Origin of the sequence: Pseudomonas sp. MYb193, from assembly GCF_002966775.1 — a bacterium.
GTDB lineage: Bacteria > Pseudomonadota > Gammaproteobacteria > Pseudomonadales > Pseudomonadaceae > Aquipseudomonas > Aquipseudomonas paracarnis.
Genome location: NZ_CP023269.1, coordinates 629,690 through 650,865, shown reverse-complemented (window position 1 = coordinate 650,865; position 21,176 = coordinate 629,690). Strand labels below are relative to the sequence as shown.

Here is a 21,176-nt window from a genome sequence, read left to right as displayed (position 1 = left end):
AAGGAACCTGTCCATGAGACTCAACAAACTTTTCGCCGCCGCCGCGCTGCTGCTGGCCCCTGCTCTGGCCTTCGCGCATCCGGGCCATGGCGACAATGGCCTGGTGGCCGGTATCAGCCACCCCCTGGGCGGCCTCGATCACTTGTTGGCCATGCTTGCGGTGGGCCTCTGGGCTGCCCAGCAAAAAGGCGCCGCGCGTTGGGCGCTGCCATGCACCTTTGTCGGCACCATGCTGATCGGCGGCGTGCTGGGTTTTGAAGGGCTGCAACTACCGGCACTGGAAAGCGGGATTGCTGCATCGGTGCTGGCCTTGGGCCTGGCGGTAGCGTTGGCGGTGCGGCCGCCACTGTTCGTGGCCGCGGGCGCCACCGCGTTGTTTGCGCTGTTTCACGGCGTGGCCCATGGCCTGGAACTGCCGGATATGACCAGCCCCTGGGCGTATGCGGCTGGGTTTGTGGGGGCAACAGCCGTGTTGCACGCTGCGGGTTATGCAGTGGTGCGCTTTTTGCCGGCAGCTGCGGCACCCTTGGTGCGCGTGGCCGGGGCCGCTTCGGCGGCGACTGGGGTGTGGTTGCTGGCAGGCTGATCGTCAGCGCCTGTAAAGGCCTCATCGCAGGCAAGCCAGCTCCCACATGTGAGACGGTTCACACTTCAAAAATGTGGGAGCGGGCTTGCCCGCGATAGCGCCAGTACAAACACCACCGATCCCAAGCCTGCTACCATGCGCGACAAACACCCCTGCCGTGACGACGCCAGCCAATGCCCATCGCTTCCCCCTCTTCCCTGACGCCTGTGCTCACGCACTTCCATGACCTGATCGTGCCCCTCTGGCAAGGCCCGGGCTGGAATGCCGGCCTGGCACTGCCCTTTGAGGCACTGGACGCCGATCACCAGCCACTGCCCCCACAGCGCTATCGCGCCATGGCCTGCGCCCGGCAGTTGTACCTGTTCGCCAGCCTGATCGGCGAACCCGGCGCGGCTTTCGCCGAAGAACGTGCGGCGGCGCTGTTTCGCTCCCTGCAACGGCACTTTCATGATGCCGAACACGGTGGCTGGTTCTACAGCATCGACCCCGCCGGCCAGCCGCTGGACGAGCGCAAAGACCTCTACACCCACGCCTTCATTATTTTTGCCTGCGCCCATTACTGGGCCAAGGTGCGTGAGCCGTTGGTCGAGTCGGTGCTCAACGCTGCCCTGGAAGTCGTCGCCCAACGCTTTGCCACCGGTGACGGCTTGTACGAGGCCGTACTGGAGCGCAACTGGGCCTCGCTCGACTCCGGCCCGTTGCAAAACCCGTTGATGCACCTGGCCGAAGGCTTCCTGGCTACCCTCGCGGTGCGTGAGGACGCCCAGGTACAAGCGGCCCTGCTGGCACTGGCGACGGCCATGCAGCAACGCTTCATCGACCGCGAGCACGGTGTAATGATGGAGAAGCCTTTGGGCGCTGTGGATAACTGGTTTGAGCCGGGGCACCAGTTCGAATGGTTCTTTTTGCTGGAATCTTCAGCTGTGCTGCGCGGCACTGCACTGCATGAGTCGCTGACACGGGCATTTGCCTATGCCGAGCAAAAGGGTGTGGATAAGTTAAGCGGTGCAGTCAGCGGCATGCTCGCGCTGGATGGCACGGTGCGCGACGGTACCCAACGGATCTGGGCTCAGGCGGAGTACCTGCGGGCACTGACATTGCGGCCAGGTAGCGAAGCGGTGCTGCAGCGTCAGTTGCGGGCGCTGCAACAGCGCTTTTTGCATGCCAAGGGTTGGTATGAATGCCTGGATGCCGAGGGTAAGGTGAGCCGGCGGGATATGCCGTCGACTACGCCTTATCATTTGGCGACTTGCTATCAGGGTTTGGTCCGGCATCTGGGCTGACCTGTAGGGCCCCATCGCAGGCAAGCCAGCTCCCACAGTTGATTGTGTTCGCACATTTAAATGTGGGAGCTGGCTTGCCTGCGATAGCCTCACCTCGCTCTAACAGACTTTAGGCAATCCACTTGCGGTCGCCCGTAAAACTGATCGTCAACCACCGCGCCGCATCCGCCGCCCCCAGCCCTGTGGATATCTCTTCACGCAGCCCATCGAGGGTGGCGACGTTATCCACCGGGTAATCCGCTGGCAGCACCACATGAATCTCGATAAACCGCGCCCGCCCGTGCTTCTGCACATAGGACACGTAGTCGTCGAAACCATGCTTGGCCTGCGCCGCGTCCATCACTTCGCGAACCTTGTCGTCCAAGTGATCCGGCGCGATCCCCAACACTTCGCGCAGCGCCGGGCGCAGGATCTTGAATGCTGGCGCCAGCATGCTCAGGGCCAGCAGGATCAGGATCAACGGGTCCACGTAGACCGCCCACTCGCCATAGCCCTGGGACTTGAGCAACAGCGCCGCCAGGAAGCTGATCAGCAAGCCCACCGACAGCATCGCGTCCACCAGCCAGCTGATGTTGTCGAACTGGATCAATGACGATTTAAGTGTGCGATTGCGGTAGCGCACATAGAAGAAGTAGGCGAACTCCACGACGGTAAACACCGCCGCATAAATGATCACCAGCCCCAACTCGATTTCGCGCCCGCCATTGATAATGCCGAACACGCCATTGAGGAACGCGTAGATGGCGATCAGCAGCAGGAAACTGCCTTCTATCAGCAGCACCATCGGCTCAAGGTGCCAATAGCCGAATTGGAAACGCTCATTGCTTTTCTTGGCGATCAGCTTGGCCGTGATCAGCATCAGCACCTTGATGGCGGTGGCGATCAGCGAGAAAAAGCCGTCGAACAGAATGGATTGGGCGCCGGATATCACACCCGTGACAATCCCTGCGATCGCGACTGCGAACATCAGGATAGTCGATTGTTTGAGCAGTGCCTGCTCACCTCGGTTACTCACATTGCCTCCTGTCAAAACCTTTGAACCGCTGGGTGCGGTGGGGTTTTCAGGCGGGCAGTGTACCTTATGCCGCATTTTGGCCGATTTGACGCCATCGCAGGCAAGCCAGCTCCCACACTCGTGGGAGCTGGCTTGCCTGCGATGGCAGCGACGCGGTCTTAGCCCTTGGCCCCACGCTCAATCGCAAACCCAGCCCAGGTCTGGCTCACCGGCATCAGCTCCAGGCGGTTGATGTTCACGTGCGCCGGAGTGTTCATCACCCAGAAAATCGTATCGGCAATGTCCTGCGGCTGGATCGGCTCGGCACCTGCGTAGGTGGCGTCATAACGCGCCTGATCACCGCCGAAGCGCACCAGGGAGAACTCGCTTTCACACAAGCCCGGCTCGATATTGGTCACGCGCACGCCGGTGCCTTGCAAGTCGCAGCGCAGGTTCAGCGAAAACTGCTTCACGAACGCCTTGGAACCGCCGTATACATGGCTGCCCGGGTACGGGTAGTTACCGGCGATGGAACCCAGGTTGATGATCCCGGCACCGCGACCATGGGCAATCAGGCGCGGCAACAGCAGGTTAGTGGTGGTCAGCAAGCCCTTGATGTTGGTATCGACCATGGTTTCCCAATCGTCGAGGTCGCACTTGGGCGCAGGGTCGGTGCCCACGGCCAGGCCGGCGTTGTTGATCAGGCCGCGCAGCGTGGCGAACGACGCCGGCAGGTTGGCGATGGCCTCCTCCATGCCTTTGCGGTCGCGCACATCCACCACCAGGCCATGCACTTCGGTCTGCTTGGAAAGCTCTTCGACCAAGGCGTTCAAGCGCTCGGCACGGCGACCAGTGAGCACCAGTTTCCAACCGGCCTCGGCAAAGCGACGGGCACAGGCTTCGCCGAAACCTGAAGTAGCGCCAGTGATAAACAGCGTGTCGGACATGGGGTTCTCCTTGCGGGCATCGGGAAAAAAACAGCCAGCAGAATGCCCTTACGCCGCGTTTGCGGCAACCGCTGTGCACACGCACGCATGCTTATCTGATCATTTTTTAATCAATCTTCGCAAAGCCTTATAAACCGTAGCTTGTAGCCATATGCGCGCAGGTTATCCACAACTGCGCCCACAGTCTTTGGGGGCAAGTGCAAACGGCTCAAAGCCGCTGTGTACAAGGGTTGCAGGCGGTTTTATAAAGTTTTTTGCTTGACCTGGGCGAGCGCCTATGTAGCCGCTGACAAATGCAGAAAAACACAACGATGGCTCCAGGCCAGTCATTCCGGCCCCTGCGCAAGTCTTTCCAGAGTTTAGTCACAGACTTATCCACAGGCTGGAAGGACTTATTTCGTTCATATACCTGTGTCTTTAAACAGGTTGACAAACCCTTGAGACGGTCGCGAAAAACACCCTGATCGAAAAACAACCAACACGCTACAAGCCACGTGGTTAAAGGCTTTCAGCCAGCTACTCCCACGTTACCCACAGCCGGTTCCACAGTGGATGGGGACAAGTCAAAACTGTGACAAAACAGGGATTTGCGGCGGCTATATGTCGCGCTTTTGAGGTGGGCTGGATTTGTTTTCCACAATTTGGTGGAGGGCTTGTTGACACCGCAAAAACAAATGTGGGAACCGGCTTTGGGTGGGCGCTGGCTTGCCTGCGATGCGGCCACCTCGGTATGTCAGCTAAACCGAGGTGATGCTATCGCGGGCAAGCCCGGCTCCCACATAAGGCCCGGTTCCCACAGGGTTGATGCGCCTGGATCTTATGTCAGTGACCGCCCAGGTAGGCGTTGCGCACTTCCTCGTTCACCAGCAACTCCTTGCCGGTGCCTGTCAGGCGAATCTCACCATTGACCATCACATACGCCCGGTCCGACAGGCGCAGCGCATGGTTGGCGTTCTGTTCCACCAGGAAAATGGTCATCCCGGTGGACGCCAGCTCGCGCAGGGTGGAAAAGATCTGCTTCACCACAATCGGCGCCAACCCCAGGCTTGGCTCATCGAGCAGCAACAGCTTGGGCCGGCTCATCAGCGCACGGGCGATGGCGAGCATTTGTTGCTCACCACCGGACATGGTCATCGCCCGCTGGTTGCGCCGTTCCTTGAGCCTGGGGAACAGCTCGAACATGCGTTGCATGTCCTCACTGGCGAACTTGTCGCCAATGGGGATGGTGCCCATCAGCAGGTTTTCCTCGACGGTCATGTCGGGGAACACCCGCCGCCCTTCCGGCGACTGCGCAATGCCGTTGGAAGCGATGTAGTGGGACGACTTGTGAGTAATGTCGACGCCGTTGTACAGAATCTGCCCCGACTCGGCCCGAGGCTGACCGAAGATCGACATCAGCAACGTGGACTTACCCGCGCCATTGGAGCCGATCAGGCTGACGGTTTCGCCTTCGTTGATGTGCAGCGAGACTTTTTTCAGGGCCTGGATCGGGCCGTAGAACACGTCCAGGTCCTTCATTTCGAGGATAGGTGCACTCATACCAGCTCCTCTTCATCCGCGCCCAGGTAGGCGGCGATCACTTTCGGGTCGTTGCGGATTGCGTCCGGGCCGCCTTCGGCGATCACGTTGCCGTGGTCCAGCACCACAATGTGGTCGGAAATACTCATCACCATGCCCATGTCGTGTTCGATCAGCACCACCGTAAGGTCGTGTTCGTCGCGCAGCAGGCGAATCATCGCGCTGAGGGCTTCGGTTTCCTGCGGGTTGAGGCCCGCTGCCGGTTCGTCCAGGCAGATGATCTGCGGCCGCGTGCACATGGCGCGGGCGATCTCCAGGCGGCGCTGCTGGCCGTAGGAGAGCTCGCCGGCCAGACGGTTGGCGCAGTCCACCAGGTCGACCACTTCCAGCCAGTAGAACGCGCAGTCCAGCGCATCACTTTCAGCCTTGCGGTAGCCCTTGGTATTGAGGATGCCGGCAAGCATGTTGCGGTTGACCCACATGTGCTGGGCCACCAGCAGGTTTTCCAGCACCGACATTTCCTTGAACAGGCGAATGTTCTGGAAGGTGCGCGCCAGGCCGGCACGGTTCACCAGGTGGGTGCCGCCGAACATCTTGTAGTAAACGCGGCTGAGGAAGCTTTTGGGCGACACGAAGTCGGTGGCCTCAAAGCGCTCGCCGAGCAGTTGGATCACGTTGGTTTGCTTGCCGCGCACGTTGAGCTCGATCTTGCCGCCACTGGCTTTGTAGAAGCCGGTGAGGCAGTTGAACACCGTGGTCTTGCCGGCGCCGTTGGGGCCGATCAGGGCGAAGATCGAGTTGCGTTTGACCTGCAGGCTCACATCACTGAGGGCCTTGATGCCTCCGAAGTGCATCATCAGGTGTTCCACGGAGAGGACGACTTCCTTGCTCATGGCGCTACCCCCTTGCGTGGCGTCACACCGGTACGGCTGATGCGAATCAAGCCACGCGGCCTCCAGATCATCATCACCACCATCAACACGCCAAACAGCAGCACACGGTATTCAGAGAAGCTGCGCAGCAATTCAGGCGCCACGGTCAGCACAAACGCTGCGATCACCACGCCAACCGTCGAGCCCATGCCGCCCAACACCACAATGGCGAGGATCAACGCCGACTCGAAGAAGGTAAACGACGACGGGTTGACGAAGCCCTGGTAGCTGGCAAAGAACACCCCGGCCAAACCGGCGGTGGACGCGCCGATGGTGAAGGCTGATAGTTTGACCAGCACATGGTTCAGGCCCATGGAGCGGCAGGCGATTTCATCTTCGCGCAGGGCTTCCCAGGCGCGGCCGACCGGCATGCGCGTCAGGCGATGCTTGATGTACAGCACGGCCAGCACCACCAGAAACAGCACGATGTAGATGAACATGAACTTGATGTTGGGGTTGTAATCGATGCCGAAAAACTCGTGAAACGGGATGCCGCCATCCTTCGCACGCTTGCCGAACTCCAGGCCCAGAAAGGTCGGTGACGGCACCGGCATACCGTTGGGGCCGCCGGTGAACGACAGCCAGTTGTTGAGCACCAGGCGAATGATTTCACCAAAACCCAGGGTCACGATGGCCAGGTAGTCACCGTGCATTCGCAGCACCGGGAAGCCGAGTATGCACCCCGCCAGCGCCGCCGCGATGGCCGCCAGTGGCAGCACGGTCCAGAAGCCCAGGCCCAGGTATTGATAACCCAGCGCCAGGCCGTAGGCACCGATGGCGTAGAAGGCCACGTAACCCAGGTCGAGCAGGCCCGCCAGGCCCACCACGATGTTCAACCCCAGGCCGAGCAACACGTAGATCAGCCCCAGGATCACCACGGTGAGCAGGTACTTGTTGGCAAAGATCGGGAACACGATGGCGATCACGATCAGCGCCGGGATGATCCAGCGCAGCCGCGACTTGTAGTCCGGTGGCAGCACGTGCACACCTGAGCCGCTGCTCTCGAACCCCTGCAGGATCTTCACGCCCTTGGGGGTTTGCAGGAACAGGCTGAGGGCAAAGCGCCCGGCCATCACGATGGCGACCAGCACGGCCACCCGCGCAGGTTCCAGGTTGAAGCTGTAGCCGTCGAGCACCACGCCGACAATCGGGCCGAACACGATCAGCGAAATCAGCCCCGCGAGTACCGTATCGACCACACTTTTCTTGATATCAATGGATTTGGCAGCAGACATGTTTACACCTTCGCCACGAGTGGGCGACCAAGCAGGCCCTGGGGACGGAAAATCAGAATCACCACCAGCAGGGAGAAACTGAACACGTCTTTGTAGTCAGAGTTGATCAACCCCGCGAACAGCGACTCGGAGATACCGAGGATGATCCCGCCCAACATCGCCCCAGGCAGGGAACCGATGCCGCCGAGTACCGCTGCGGTAAACGCCTTGATGCCGATGATGAAGCCGGCATAGAAGTCGAAGGTGCCGTAATTGAGGGTGATGAGCACGCCGGCCAGGGCAGCCATGGCGGCACCGATGACAAACACGTAGGAGATCACGCGGTCGGTGTTGATGCCCAGGATCGAGGCCATCTTGCGGTCTTGCTGGGTAGCGCGGCACATGCGGCCGAGCTTGGTGTATTTGATGATGTAGGTGAGCAAGGCCATGCCGGCAAAAGCGGCGACCAGGATGAACACTTTGGTATAGGTCAGTTGCACAAACCCGGTGCCGATATCCACACGCCAGGCGCCGGCCAGCAAGGTGGGAATGCCTTGTTGCTTGGCGCCCTGGGCGATCTGCGCGTAGTTCTGCAGGATCAGGGAGATACCGATGGCGCTGATCAGCGGTGCCAGGCGGGTGGAGTTACGCAGGGGTTTGTAGGCGACACGCTCAATCACCCAACCGTACACGCCGGTGACGACCACGGTGAAGATCAAGGTACCGAGAATGAGCAGCGGGAAGGATTCGATGCCGAAGTAAGCCAGCAGTGCCAGACTGATCGCCGCGAGGTAAGCGGAAATCATATAAACCTCGCCGTGGGCGAAGTTGATCATGCCAATGATGCCATAGACCATTGTGTAGCCGATGGCGATCAGGCCATAGACCGACCCGAGGGTCAGGCCGTTGACCAGTTGCTGCAGGAAAATACCATCCATAACGCAATCTCACGCGGTGAGCACCTGCACACCGGTGGGTGTGCGGCGCTTCTGGAGGAAAAGACAGGTTTGTTGCAATGGAGCAGGCAACCACGCCCTCTGTGGGAGCTGGCTTGCCTGCGATAGCGGTTTCACATTCAACACAGGTGCTGGTATTGAGGCCGCCATCGCGGGCAAGCCCGGCTCCCACAGGGATCGAGGTGTTCAAGCCGTCGCGTTATTACTTCTGCTTTTCCAGCTGATGGTATTTGCCGTCTTTGTCCCACTGGTAAACCACGTAGTCAGAGACTTTCAGGTCTCCCTTGGCATCCCAGGCTTTTTCGCCCATGACGGTTTTAACCGGGTTGGCCTTGAGCCACTTGGCAGCGTCTTCGCCCTTGTTGGACTTGGCACCGTTGAAGCCGGCGGCCAGGGCCTGGATCGAGGCGTAGGCGTACAGGGTGTAGCCTTCAGGCTCGGTGCCGTTCTTGCGGAACTCTTCCACGACCGTCTTGCTGTCTGGCAGCAGGCGCGGGTCGGCGCCGAAGGTCATGTACACGCCATCGACGTACTGCGCGCCGCCGGCGGTGGCTACCAGTTCGTCGGTGACCACGCCGTCATCGGACATGAACTTGACGTCTTTGAGGCCCGCTTCGCGGATCTGGCGCACCAGTGGGCCGGCTTCCGGATGCAAGCCGCCGAAGTACACAACGTCGGCGCCCAGGGAGCGGATCTTGGTGACCAGGGCGCTGAAGTCTTTCTCGCCCCGGGTCAGGCCCTCTTCCAGCACCGGCTTGACGCCGCGCTTGGTCAACTGCGCAGCGGTGGCGTCGGCCAGGCCTTTGCCGTAGGTGTCCTTGTCGTTGATCACCGCGACTTTCTTGCCCTTGAGCACGTCGACGATGTAGTCGCCGGCGACGATGCCTTGCTGGTCGTCACGCCCGCACATACGGAACATGGCGGCCAGGCCGCGTTCGGTGACCTGTGGGTTGGTGGAGCCTGGGGTGATGGCGATGATGCCTGCTTCGTCGTAAACCTCAGACGCCGGGATGGTGTTGGATGAGCAGAAGTGCCCGACCACGCCGATCACTTTGTCCTGGTCGGCCAGGCGGTTGGCCACGGCCACGGCTTGTTTGGGTTCGCAGGCGTCATCGCCCGCCACCAGCTTGATCTGCTCGCCGTTGATGCCGCCGGCCTTGTTGATAACGTCGGCTGCCGCCTGGGCACCCTTCATGTACTGCTCACCGAAAGCGGCGTTGGCACCCGTCATCGGGCCTGCCACACCAATTTTCACATCAGCTTGAACAAACGTAGAAACACCCAGCGCCGCAGCAACGGCGAGGGCCAGAAAACCTTTCTTGTAAAACGTCTGGGACATGAGTGGTGCTCCGATATTTTTGATTTTTGGCACGACAACTTGCATTCAAACCTTTCACCGAAAGCTCAGAGCAAGCCGCGTGCCATTACTTTTTTATTCTTCAAAAAGACACGGTGTCATTGTTATTACAGGCGTTTCGACGCCTTTTGCCAGGACGTGCAACCGTCTAGCGTCTATAGGTGCAACCAACACTTCAAAAAAGTACAACCCTGGCAGGTCGCACCTGCAACCACAGGCATAAACGACAGTTCCTACAGCTGTAACAATGTGCGTAACGGAACTGCACATTTACAGTGCGTGATTGCTACGACTTGCACCAATACAGATGGGTAGCCTGCTAAGAAAACGCAGGCTTCTGAGGGGTATTTCGCTGATCAGATCACGATCCTCAAGCATTGCCCGGCGTGATAGAGCGAGAAGCCGGCTTCATACAGGCAACTGCGCAGGCCCACAGCGGCCAGAGGTTGCATAGGGGCAAAAGGGATCGGCAAGGCTTGGGGGTCCTGGTGACACAGGTAGTCGGCAAACGCCTTGCCCACCACGCTGCCGGTGGTCACGCCGCGCCCGTTATAACCGGTAACCGCCACCAGGCCGGGGGCCGGTTCGAACAGGCGCATCAAGTGGTCGGGGGTAAACGCGATGCAGCCGGTCCAGGTGAATTCCCATTGCACCGGTTTGAGGTACGGGAAGTAGTGTTGCTGCACCCGATCGGCCCACGCCTTGAGGAACCACGCCGGTTTCTGGTTGCCGTTACCCAGGCTGCCCAGCAACAGGCGCCCATCGGCATCGCGGCGAATACTGCTCAGGACCTGGCGCGTGTCCCACGAACCCTGGCCGCCGGGGAGGATCTGCTTGGCCGCGTCATCGGTCAGCGGCGCCGAGGCCACCTGATAGTAATAGCCGGGGAAGAAGTTACGCCGCAGTTCAGTCCATTCGCCTTCGGTGTAAGCGTTGGAGGCGATCACCACCTGGGCGGCCTGCACCGCACCCTCGGCGGTCTGCACCGACCAATCGGCGCCCTGGCGCTCAAGCTGGGTGACCGGCGAATGATCGAACAATTGCCCGCCCAGCCCCACGGCGGCATTCGCCAACCCAGTGGTGTAGGCCATGGGGTTCAAGGTGCCGGCGCGCCGATCGAGCAACGCGGCGGCGATTTTCCGGGTACCGGTGGCCTGCTCGCAGGCCTGGCCGGTGAGTAACTCAACCGGCGCGCCACGGCGCTTCCACTGCTCCTCACGGCTGCGCAAATCCGCCTCGCCACGGGCGTTGTGCGCCATGTGCAAGGTGCCTTCACGGCGCAATTGGCAGTCGATGTTGTACTTGTCGATCAGGCTGAACACCAGGGACGGCGCCGCACCCAACATGCGGTTGAGCTGGCTGCCCACCGCCGTGCCGAAACCGGCCTCGATCTCGTCCGGTGGAATCCACAGGCCGGCGTTGACCAGCCCGACGTTGCGCCCCGAACCACCGTGGCCGGTGCGATGGGCCTCGAGTACGGCGACGCTTTTACCCTGTTCCAGCAAATGAATGGCCGCCGACAAACCGGTAATGCCGGCACCGATCACGCACACATCCACCTTGACCGCACCCTTGAGCGCGGCTCGGTCCGGGCGGCCTGGAGTGAGGTGTTCCCATAAACATGTTTCGCGCAGTGCCATTGCCAGACTCCGATGAGACCTAACAAACAAATACTCTTTTGAATGGGAAACCCAATCACCTGTGGGAGCTGGCTTGCCTGCGATAGCGGTGTATCAGTCACCGAAACTATCGACTGAACCACCGCTATCGCAGGCAAGCCAGCTCCCACATTGACCGTGCCAGATCAGTCGAAGGTAATGCCTTGTGCCAACGGCAGCTCCAGCGAGTAGTTCACGGTATTGGTCTGCCTGCGCATATACCCGCGCCACGCATCCGAGCCCGATTCACGCCCGCCGCCGGTTTCTTTTTCACCCCCGAACGCGCCACCGATCTCCGCGCCGCTCGGGCCGATGTTGACGTTGGCAATGCCACAGTCGCTGCCAACCGCCGACATGAACTGCTCGGCTTCACGCACGTCAGTGGTGAAGATGCAGGATGACAAGCCTTGTGGCACGGCGTTGTTCAGGCGCAGGGCTTCGGCGAAGTCGGTGTAGCCGACCACGTAAAGAATCGGCGCGAAGGTTTCGCTGCACACTACGTCGCTTTGCTCGGGCATTTCCACGATGGCCGGCGATACGTAGTAGGCGTTGGGGAATTTGTCTTGCAGTTGGCGCTTGCCGCCGAACACCTTGCCGCCTTCGCTCAAGGCTTGCTCAAGGGCGTCCTGCATGTTGTCGAAACTGTGCTTGTCGATCAGCGGGCCGATCAGGTTGCCTTCCAGTGGGTGGCCGATGCGCACTTTGGAATAGGCGGCCTTGAGGCGGGTGACGATTTCTTCCTTGACCGACTCATGGGCGATCAGCCGGCGCAGGGTGGTGCAGCGTTGGCCGGCGGTGCCCACCGCGCTGAAGAGGATGGCGCGCACGGCCATGTCCAGGTCGGCGCTTGGGCCGAGGATCATCGCGTTGTTGCCGCCCAACTCAAGGATGCTGCGGGCGAAACGCGCGGCGACTTTGGGTGCCACTTCACGACCCATACGCGTGCTGCCGGTGGCGCTGATCAGCGCGACGCGCGGGTCGTCCACCAGCGCAGCGCCGGCGTCGCGGCCGCCGATGATCACTTGGCTGAGGTACTCGGGGGCACCGTCGAACGTCTTCAACACGCGCTCGAACAGTGCCTGGCAGGCCAGTGCAGTGAGCGGGGTCTTTTCCGACGGTTTCCAGATCACCGCGTTGCCGCACACCAAGGCCAGCGCGGTGTTCCACGCCCACACGGCCACGGGGAAGTTGAAGGCGCTGATCACGCCGACCACGCCCAGCGGGTGCCAGGTTTCACGCATATGGTGACCGGGGCGCTCGGAGGCGATGGTCAAGCCGTACAACTGGCGCGACAGGCCGACGGCGAAGTCGCAGATGTCGATCATTTCCTGCACTTCACCCAAACCTTCCTGGGTGATCTTGCCGGCCTCCCAGGAAACGAGTTCGCCCAGGTCGGCCTTGTACTCGCGCAATACGTCGCCGAACTGGCGCACCAGCTCGCCACGTCGCGGCGCCGGCACCTTGCGCCAGGCATCGAATGCATGCTCGGCGCGACTGACCTGTTGCTCCACCTCGGCGGCACCTTCCCAATGGACACTGCCGATACGGCTGCCATCAATCGGTGAATGCACAGGTTGTTTCCCAGCCTGGTACAGCGCCGGGTTTACCCCGAGACGATCAAGCAATGCGGCAACCATGGGTCACTCCTTCAAATCTGCGTAGAAAAATCGCGCCGCTGCTTGCACGGCGATCCTGAGCCTATTTGTAGCTGGCCCAAGACTTGCCAACAAACGACGATTAGGCGAGATATCATTCCCTTTATTCATGCAAAGAATAAAAAGAGGCATGCCGTGCTGAACAAAAGACATTTGCCCTCAATCACCGCCCTGCAGTGTTTCGAAGCGGCCACCCGCCACCTGAGCTTCACCCGCGCCGCCGAGGAACTGAACCTCACCCAAAGCGCGGTGAGCAAACAAGTAGCGCAGCTGGAAGAGCTGTTACAACACTTGCTGTTTCGCCGCGTGCGCCGCCGTTTGCAGATGACCCCGGCGGGCGACCTGTACCTGGTGGAAGTGCGCAAGATCCTCACCCAAGTGGAAATGTCCACCCACTACCTGCGCTCCTACGGCGGCGAAACCGAAGTGCTGCGCGTGTCCACGCCCTACACTTTTGGCGCACGCTGGCTGGTGCCGCGCCTCAAGGGTTGGCGTTTGCGCCACCCGCAGATCCACCTGGACCTGTGCAACGAACAGGACCCGGACGAGTTACTGCAGGGCAAGGCCGACATGGCGTTCTATTTCGGCCAGGGCGCACGCCCCGGCACCGAGAGCCTGAAATTGTTCAGTGAAGAGCTGGTACCGGTGTGTTCGCCCGACAGCCTGCCCGCCCAGCCTTTCACCGACCCCACGCAACTGAGCGACCTGGTGCTACTGCAAAACGCTTCGAGGCCCCAGGGCTGGCATGACTGGTTCGCCAGCCAGGGTTTCCATACCGAGCACAGCTACCATGGGCCGCGGTTCGACACGTTTTATATGTGTATTCGTGCGGCGCAGGTGGGATGCGGCGTGGCGCTGTTGCCGCGTTTTCTGGTGGAGGAGGAATTGGCCGAGGGCAAGTTGGTGATCCCCTGGCAACATGCGATGCCGAGCCAAGATGCTTACTACCTGGCGTATCCTGAGCATTCGGCGGAGGTACCCAAGGTGCGCGAGTTTGTGAAGTGGATGATGGAGCAGGTGCTTTAGCGCCTGGAGAATCGCCATCGCAGGCAAGCCAGCTCCCACCGTTTGGAATGCACTTCAAATGTGGGAGCTGGCTTGCCTGCGATGGCGCCAGTGGCCTTACTGAAAAAATCACTGGCAAAACCCCACAAGTCTATGCGCCACTAACCCCCTTCCTCAATTGTGCGTAAAGGCCGGCCTCCATCGCCGACCCGTCTGGAGATTCCCGTTATGAGCGAGAGTGTGTTTGCCGATCGCATCGTGCAGAACCTGCTCGACACCGACTTCTACAAGCTGACCATGATGCAGGCGGTGCTGCACAACTACCCGAACGTGGAAGTTGAATGGGAGTTTCGTTGCCGTAACAGTGAAGACCTGCGCCCTTACCTGGCGGAGATTCGTTACCAGATCGAGCGCCTCGCCGAGCTGAGCCTGAGCCCCGATCAACTGGGGTTCCTGGAACGCATCAGCTTTATGAAGCCGGATTTTCTGCGCTTCCTCGGGCTGTTTCGCTTCAACCTGCGGTATGTGCAAACCGGCATCGAAAACGGCGAGTTGTTTATCCGCCTGCGCGGACCGTGGCTGCATGTGATCCTGTTTGAAGTGCCAATGCTGGCCATCGTCAGCGAGGTGCGTAACCGCTACCGGTACCAGACCGTGATCCTTGAACAGGCCCGCGAGCAGCTGTATCGCAAGTTCGACTGGTTGACCGCCAACGCCAGCAGCGATGAGCTGTCGGAGCTGCAAGTGGCAGACTTCGGCACGCGCCGGCGTTTTTCCTACCGGGTGCAAGAGGAAGTGGTCAGCGTGCTCAAGCACGATTTCCCTGGGCGCTTTGTCGGCACCAGCAACGTGCACCTGGCGCGCGAATTCGATATGAAGCCGCTGGGCACCATGGCCCATGAGTGGATCATGGCCCACCAGCAACTCGGCCCGCGTCTGATCGACAGCCAGATCGCCGCCCTTGATTGCTGGGTGCGCGAGTACCGTGGCCTGCTGGGTATCGCCCTCACCGATTGCATCACTACCGACGCGTTCCTCGGCGACTTCGACTTGTACTTCGCCAAGCTGTTCGACGGCCTGCGCCATGACTCCGGTGATCCGATCCAGTGGGCAGAAAAAGCCATCGCTCACTACCACAAGCTGGGCATCGAACCGATGAGCAAGACCCTGGTGTTCTCCGACAGTCTGACATTGCCCAAAGCCTTGGAAATATTCCGGGCGTTGCGCGGTCGCATTAATGTGAGCTTTGGCATCGGCACCAACCTGACCTGTGATATTCCAGGGGTGGAACCGATGAGCATCGTGCTTAAAATGACCGCCTGCAATGGTCAGCCCGTCGCGAAGATCTCCGATGAAGCGGGCAAGACCCATTGCACCGACCCGAATTTTGTCGCCTATTTGCGTCACGTTTTCAAAGTACCTGCCCTATCCAGCAAGGAGTGAATCATGCAAGCCGTACAGCGTGAGATTGCACAACAGCTCAAGGTGCAAGCCCCGTTCAAGGACCAGGCCGCACTCGAAGCCGAGGTTGCCCGGCGCGTGGCCTTTATCCAGGACTGCCTGCGCAATTCCGGGCTCAAGACCCTGGTGCTCGGCATCAGTGGTGGTGTCGACTCTCTGACCGCAGGCCTGTTGGCCCAACGTGCGATGCAGGAACTGCGCGCCAGCACCGGCGATGAAGCTTATCGTTTTATCGCCGTGCGCCTGCCCTACGAAACCCAGTTCGACGAACACGACGCCCAGGCTTCGGTGGACTTTATCGAACCGGACGAGCGCCACACCGTGAACATCGGCCCGGCAGTGAAGGCCCTGGCTAATGAAGTGGCGGCGTTTGAAGGCAAGGCGGCGGTGTCCCGCGATTTCGTGCTGGGCAACACCAAGGCGCGTATGCGCATGGTGGCGCAGTACACCATTGCCGGCGCGGCCGGTGGCCTGGTGATCGGCACCGACCATGCGGCGGAAGCGGTGATGGGCTTTTTCACCAAGTTCGGTGACGGGGCTTGCGACCTGGCGCCCTTGAGCGGGCTGGTGAAGCATCAGGTGCGTGCCATTGCCCGCCACTTTGGCGCGCCGGAATCGCTGGTGGAGAAGGTGCCGACCGCCGACCTCGAAGACTTGTCGCCGGGCAAGCCGGACGAGGCGTCACATGGGGTGACCTATGCCGAGATCGATGCGTTCCTGCAGGGGGAGCCGGTGCGTGAGGAGGCGTTCAGGATTATCTGCGAGACCTATCGCAAGACTGAGCACAAGCGGGTGATGCCGTTTGCGCCTTGAAGTGAAACCGATGGTTTTGCATTGATTGTCAGATCGCCATCGCAGGCAAGCCAGCTCCCACACTTGACCGGATTCCAACATGGGAATGCGATCGAATGTGGGAGCAGGCTTGCTCGCGAAGAACGGTAACGCGGTGTTACTTCAGAACCACAGCACCTTTCATCATCGAGATGTGGCCTGGGAACGAGCAGAAGAAGCTGTATTTCTCATCGGCCTTCAGCTTGGAGACGTCGAAGGTCACCGAGTCTTTCTCGCCTGCACCGATGATCTTGGTGTGGGCGATGATGCGCTCATCACCGGCTTTCAGGTAATCCTTGTCGATCCCCGCAGCCATGCCGTCGGTTGCCACCGGTTGCATATTGGCTTCGGTAGTCAGCACCCAGTTATGGCCCATCACGTTCTTGGGCAGGTTACCCGAGTGAGTCAGCTCAACAGTGAACTGCTTGCAGCTCTTGTCGATGGTGATTTCTTTGGTGTTGAAAGACATTTGATCGGTGGAGTCGACAGTGACCTTGCACTCTGCAGCAAGCAACTGGCCGCTCGCCAGAGTCAGCAGGGAAACAGCAACGAGTTTGGCAAACATGTGAATCTCCAAGGCAGGGTTTTAAAAACGCGGATTGCGGTAAGGGTGCCTCAATCAGGCTTGAGTTCTTATGATCTGAATCAACAGATTGTATACAACTTTAGGCTATCAGCTTCATCAACACAATCAACCAGCCAAACTGCCGCACCCTGATTATGATCGGCCCATCACTCACGGGAGTTCATGCCATGCACCTTAATCACCTGTTCAACGGCCTCCTGGCTGCCTACGCCTGCGGTAAGTGAAAGCAAAGGCCCCCCCGAAGCTGCTACCATGACGACCCGAGGCAGCTACGCGCCGCCCACCCTCACCTTCGACCCTAGAGGATCGCCCATGGCCAAACCTAATTACTCCTTCGCCAAACGTCAGAGAGACTTGGCCAAGGAACAGAAGAAAGAGGAAAAGCTGCAACGCAAGAAAGCCGCTGCAGAGGAAGAAGCCAGCGCGCTGAACCCGGATGCCGAAGGCGAAGAAGGTGAAGTAGCGACTGACGAAACTGAAACTGCGCCTCAGGCCTGAACAACCGTAACTGCGCTACCCGGCTTAATGTGGGAGCCGGGCTTGCCCGCGATGCAGGCGAATCGGCGTATCAGCCAGACCGAGTTGCAGCCATCGCAGGCAAGCCAGCTCCCACACAAGCTCGCGTCTACTCCAGCGGCATCACCGTCACCCGCACCTCCGGGTCGTGGCTGCCTCCCCCCAGAATCACCCCACGCAACGGCGACACATCAGAGAAATCCCGGCCCCAGGCCAGGGTGATGTGCTCCAGCGCCGGCTGCACATTGTTGGTCGGGTCAAAATCCACCCAGCCTGATACCGGGCAAAACACCGAGACCCACGCATGGGACGCATCCGCGCCAATCAGCCGTGGCTGGCCGGGCGGTGGCTGGGTCAGCAGGTAGCCGCTGATATAGCGCGCCGCCAGGCCCCGCGAGCGCAGGCAGGCAAGCATCAGGTGAGCAAAGTCCTGGCACACGCCGCGACGGCGCTCCAGCACTTCAACCAGCGGTGTGGCGACCTGGGTGGCTTCGGCATCGAAGGTAAATTCGCTGAAGATCTTCTCCATCAATGCCTGCGTGCCCAGCAGTAAAGGCTCGCCGGGCGGGAAGCAGCTTTCGGAGAACTCGACGAAGGTTTTCTTCAGATGGACATAGGGCGACTCGAAGCGATAACGACAGGCTTCGATCAGTTCGGCGCTCAAGGCCTGGCTGCTGTAAGTCAGGCTGTCGCGGGTGTGGTCCCAGGGCGGCGACCGCTGGAAGTCCAGAGCGGGCCGCGCCAGCACTTCTACCGTGAGCCCGGCGTTCACCAGCAATTCATCATGGGGCCGTTCGAACGCCAGGCGAGTGATCGGGTTGCCGAATACGTCCAGTTCGTCGCGGCGCGAGGTGGGTTCCGGGCTGATATCCAGCTGCTGCCAGGTGCACTTCTGCCAGGCGCACGGCCTTGGCCAGAGGTGCGCCAGTTGCTGGGCCAGGGACACCGGGCTGTCGTAGTGGTAATGGGTATCGTGGAAAATCTGATAGCGCGCGCTCATTACACCGACACCGTTTGCTGGCTGACATCATCCACGTGGGCAAAATGACGCAACGCCAGGCGATCCGACACTTGTCCGCTTTCATCGGCCACCGCTTGCAGCAAGTCGGCCAGGCCGTCCAGCGCGGCACGCACGCTGGTTTCGCCAAACAGGCCGTTCTCCAGGCAGCCCAGGTCAAAACGCGCCAGGCACTCGACCAAAGGCGCCAGCCCGGTTTCACGGGGCACGCCAAAATCATCATTGAGACGGCGCAGGGTGCGGCTCACCAACTTGAGCTGGAACAGCACCGCATGGGGGTTCTGCTCGTCGAGCAGCAGCAGGTCGAGCACCGGGATCAACTGCGGCACCGCCAGGTAGCGCGAGCGGTAGGTGATACTGCTGTTGCCCAGCTCCAGCAACCATTCCAGCCCGGCCTGATCGAACACCGCCACGCCGCGCAGGAATGCCGCAAGGCTGCTGCTCAGAAATTGCAGACGCTCGATGCGCCGGCCCATCATCAAGAAGCGCCAGCCTTCATCGCGGGTCATGTCGTCCAGGGCAAACCCCGACAGTGCCGCCAGGGACATCACCAGGCGGTTGAGAAAGTCGAGCAGCTCGCCAAAGTCTGCAGTGTCGCTTTCCAGTTCCATGGCTTCGCGTTGCAGCTCCACCAGGGCCTGCCAGTTTTCCCTGGACAACTTGCCGCGCACCTGGGACGCCGCCCACTGCAGGCGCTGCAGGTTGGCGCGCAGACTTGAAGGCCAGTCATCACCCAGCAAAGCGGCGAGCAGGCGCTCAGGCAGCTCGCCCTCCTCAGGCAACAGGCGCAGGCTTTCGCCCAGTTCGACGGCGGCCTGCAACGCCAGCGGATCGTCGCCATCGACATACCGCGCCAGCACAATGCGCAGCCAGCGCGCACTGTCGTCGCAGCGCTCGCAGTAACGACCAAACCAGAACAGGTTTTCCACCACGCGCGAGGGCAGATAGGGATCGCGGCGCACCAGGTCATAGGCGCCAATGGTGCGTTGGGCGCGCCACTGCTCGCCACCCGGCACACGTTCGCCGAGTACCCAGGTGTCCTTGCTCGCCCCGCCGCGCTGCATCGACACCACCTCGGCATCGGCGTCGGCCGCCACGCGAGTCAGGCCGCCGGGCAGTACCCGATAACCGTCTTCACTGGCCACGGCGTACACACGCATACCAATGGCACGGTGTTGCAGGTGGTCATCCACGGTGTGCCATACCGGCGCCTGAGACAGTTGCGCCAGCTCTTGGGCGACATAGGCATAGGGCCGCGCACGCATGCGTTCGGCCAGGGCCTGGCGCTGTTCATCGTCAAGGTCGCGACCAAACACCGGGGCGAAACTTTGTGAGGGAAATGCCGGCTTGATCAGCAGCTCCGGGAGTTTTTCCAAGGCTTCGGCAAGCACCGGCGCTTCGCCGCACCACCAGGTGGCAATCGACGGCAGGATCAAGGCTTCACCGAACAAAAATTCGTTGATCTTGGGCAAAAAGCCCAGCAACCCCGGGGACTCCAGCACGCCGCTGCCCAAGGCATTGGCCACCAGCACATTACCTTGGCGTACGGCGTCGAGCAGGCCCGGCACGCCGAGCGCGGAGTCGGTGCGCAGCTCCAGCGGGTCGCAGAAATCATCATCAAGGCGACGCATGATCGCGTGCACCCGGCGCAGGCCGCTAAGGGTTTTCAGGAACACGGTGCTGTCGCGCACAGTGAGGTCGCCGCCCTCTACCAAGGGGTAGCCGAGCTGGCGTGCCAGGTACAGGTGTTCGAAATAGCTTTCGTTGAAACGCCCCGGCGTGAGCAAAACGATCAGTGGCGGCTGGTCATCGCCAGGAGCCTGGCGCGCCAGGGTTTCCTGCAGCGTGCGAAAGAAACCGGTGAGGTGCTGCACCTGCATATCCCGGTACAGGTCCGGGAAGGCGCGGGACACGATGGTGCGGTTTTCCAGGGCGTAGCCGGCGCCCGATGGGGCTTGGGTACGGTCGGCGGTGACCCACCAGCGGCCATCCGGCGTGCGTGCCAGGTCGACCGCGTACAGATGCAGGAACGCACCGTCGGGCGGCTGGATACCCTGGCACGGCCACAGAAAATTGTTATGCCCGAACACCAGTTCGGCCGGCAGCAAGCCTTCCTTGATCAGGCGCTGCGGGCCATACAGGTCGGCCAGTACTGCATTGAGCAAGCGCGCACGCTGGGCGATGCCGGCCGACAGTTGCTGCCACTCCTCGGCCGCCAGCACATGAGGCAGCAGGTCCAGTTCCCAGGGGCGGTCGGCGCCCTTGGGGTCGGCGTAGACGTTATAGGTGACGCCGTTTTCCTGGATCTGACGCGTCAACAACGCCTGGCGCTGGGCCAGTTGTGCGGGGGTGCTGCGTTGCAGGTGATCGAACAAGCGTCGCCAATGGGCACGCACCGCGCCGCTGGCGTCCAGCAGTTCGTGATAGGTGCCCGCGGTGAGCGGGTAACGGTCGAGCAAGTCGGACATGGAACGCTCGGCAGAGGCAAGGGAAGTCAGGTTAACTCAAATTCACTGCGATCCAATGTGGGAGCTGGCTTGTTGTGGCGAGGGAGCTTGCTCCCGCTCGACTGCGCAGCAGTCGCCTGCTATTGGGGGCGCTTCGCACCCCAGCGGGAGCAAGCTCCCTCGCCACAAAAGCCCTCACACACTTGGATCAT

At 60.8% G+C, this 21,176-nt stretch carries 18 protein-coding genes; 6 read left to right on the top strand and 12 right to left on the bottom strand.

The window, feature by feature from the left end; translation table 11 throughout:
• The first annotated feature begins 13 nt into the window (after positions 1-13).
• Positions 14-586 (top strand): HupE/UreJ family protein, encoded by a 573-nt coding sequence (locus CLM72_RS02840; protein ID WP_105225572.1) that lies wholly within the window; start codon positions 14-16, stop codon positions 584-586.
• Between the two features lie 173 nt (positions 587-759).
• Positions 760-1,869 (top strand): AGE family epimerase/isomerase, encoded by a 1,110-nt coding sequence (locus CLM72_RS02835; RefSeq protein ID WP_105225571.1) that lies wholly within the window; start codon positions 760-762, stop codon positions 1,867-1,869.
• Positions 1,870-1,978: 109 nt separating this feature from the next.
• Here CLM72_RS02835 and CLM72_RS02830 read toward each other — a convergent pair whose 3' ends face one another.
• From CLM72_RS02830 to CLM72_RS02785, 9 genes are all read right to left on the bottom strand, one after another.
• Positions 1,979-2,884, bottom strand: a complete 906-nt coding sequence (locus CLM72_RS02830) for a cation diffusion facilitator family transporter (RefSeq protein WP_003188105.1) — start codon at positions 2,882-2,884, stop codon at positions 1,979-1,981.
• A 158-nt stretch (positions 2,885-3,042) separates the two neighbouring features.
• Positions 3,043-3,810: an SDR family oxidoreductase gene (locus tag CLM72_RS02825; RefSeq protein WP_034125868.1), complete on the bottom strand. Its 768-nt coding sequence runs from the start codon at positions 3,808-3,810 to the stop codon at positions 3,043-3,045.
• 822 nt (positions 3,811-4,632) lie between these two features.
• Positions 4,633-5,349 carry an ABC transporter ATP-binding protein gene (locus CLM72_RS02815; protein WP_005784287.1) on the bottom strand — a complete coding sequence of 239 codons (717 nt, stop codon included), beginning with the start codon at positions 5,347-5,349 and terminating at the stop codon, positions 4,633-4,635.
• Positions 5,346-6,221, bottom strand: a complete 876-nt coding sequence (locus CLM72_RS02810) for an ABC transporter ATP-binding protein (RefSeq protein ID WP_003188102.1) — start codon at positions 6,219-6,221, stop codon at positions 5,346-5,348. Before CLM72_RS02810 ends, CLM72_RS02815 begins: the two co-directional genes overlap by 4 nt.
• Entirely contained in the window at positions 6,218-7,495 is a 1,278-nt protein-coding gene (gene livM, locus CLM72_RS02805) for a high-affinity branched-chain amino acid ABC transporter permease LivM (RefSeq protein ID WP_003188100.1), read from the bottom strand. The genes CLM72_RS02810 and livM overlap by 4 nt, the downstream gene beginning before the upstream one ends.
• Before the next feature lie 2 nt (positions 7,496-7,497).
• On the bottom strand, positions 7,498-8,412 hold the full coding sequence (locus CLM72_RS02800; protein ID WP_034125666.1) for a branched-chain amino acid ABC transporter permease: 915 nt from the start codon (positions 8,410-8,412) through the stop codon (positions 7,498-7,500).
• A gap of 220 nt (positions 8,413-8,632) precedes the next feature.
• Positions 8,633-9,769: a branched-chain amino acid ABC transporter substrate-binding protein gene (locus tag CLM72_RS02795; protein WP_105225570.1), complete on the bottom strand. Its 1,137-nt coding sequence runs from the start codon at positions 9,767-9,769 to the stop codon at positions 8,633-8,635.
• Positions 9,770-10,143: 374 nt separating this feature from the next.
• Complete coding sequence (locus CLM72_RS02790) at positions 10,144-11,427, bottom strand: FAD-binding oxidoreductase (RefSeq protein ID WP_105225569.1); 1,284 nt, start codon at positions 11,425-11,427, stop codon at positions 10,144-10,146.
• Positions 11,428-11,591: 164 nt separating this feature from the next.
• Positions 11,592-13,082, bottom strand: coding sequence for an aldehyde dehydrogenase family protein (locus CLM72_RS02785; protein WP_105225568.1), 1,491 nt, complete (start codon positions 13,080-13,082; stop codon positions 11,592-11,594).
• Between the two features lie 153 nt (positions 13,083-13,235).
• On the opposite strand from CLM72_RS02785, the gene CLM72_RS02780 reads away from it, so the two are divergent.
• From CLM72_RS02780 to nadE, 3 genes are all read left to right on the top strand, one after another.
• A complete protein-coding gene (locus CLM72_RS02780; RefSeq protein ID WP_014716686.1) occupies positions 13,236-14,126 on the top strand; it encodes a LysR family transcriptional regulator in 891 nt (296 codons plus the stop codon).
• 207 nt (positions 14,127-14,333) lie between these two features.
• Positions 14,334-15,548: a nicotinate phosphoribosyltransferase gene (pncB, locus tag CLM72_RS02775; RefSeq protein ID WP_003188094.1), complete on the top strand. Its 1,215-nt coding sequence runs from the start codon at positions 14,334-14,336 to the stop codon at positions 15,546-15,548.
• A 3-nt stretch (positions 15,549-15,551) separates the two neighbouring features.
• Complete coding sequence (gene nadE, locus CLM72_RS02770) at positions 15,552-16,379, top strand: ammonia-dependent NAD(+) synthetase (RefSeq protein WP_105225567.1); 828 nt, start codon at positions 15,552-15,554, stop codon at positions 16,377-16,379.
• A gap of 136 nt (positions 16,380-16,515) precedes the next feature.
• On the opposite strand, the gene azu is transcribed toward nadE, so the two are convergent.
• Positions 16,516-16,962: an azurin gene (gene azu / locus CLM72_RS02765; protein WP_003188091.1), complete on the bottom strand. Its 447-nt coding sequence runs from the start codon at positions 16,960-16,962 to the stop codon at positions 16,516-16,518.
• A gap of 333 nt (positions 16,963-17,295) precedes the next feature.
• Between azu and CLM72_RS02760 the strand changes: the two genes are divergently transcribed.
• On the top strand, positions 17,296-17,481 hold the full coding sequence (locus CLM72_RS02760) for a hypothetical protein (RefSeq protein WP_105225566.1): 186 nt from the start codon (positions 17,296-17,298) through the stop codon (positions 17,479-17,481).
• A 127-nt stretch (positions 17,482-17,608) separates the two neighbouring features.
• Here CLM72_RS02760 and CLM72_RS02755 read toward each other — a convergent pair whose 3' ends face one another.
• Positions 17,609-18,499: a transglutaminase family protein gene (locus tag CLM72_RS02755; protein ID WP_020301622.1), complete on the bottom strand. Its 891-nt coding sequence runs from the start codon at positions 18,497-18,499 to the stop codon at positions 17,609-17,611.
• A complete protein-coding gene (locus CLM72_RS02750; protein WP_105225565.1) occupies positions 18,499-20,985 on the bottom strand; it encodes a circularly permuted type 2 ATP-grasp protein in 2,487 nt (828 codons plus the stop codon). Before CLM72_RS02750 ends, CLM72_RS02755 begins: the two co-directional genes overlap by 1 nt.
• Between the last annotated feature and the right edge of the window lie 191 nt (positions 20,986-21,176).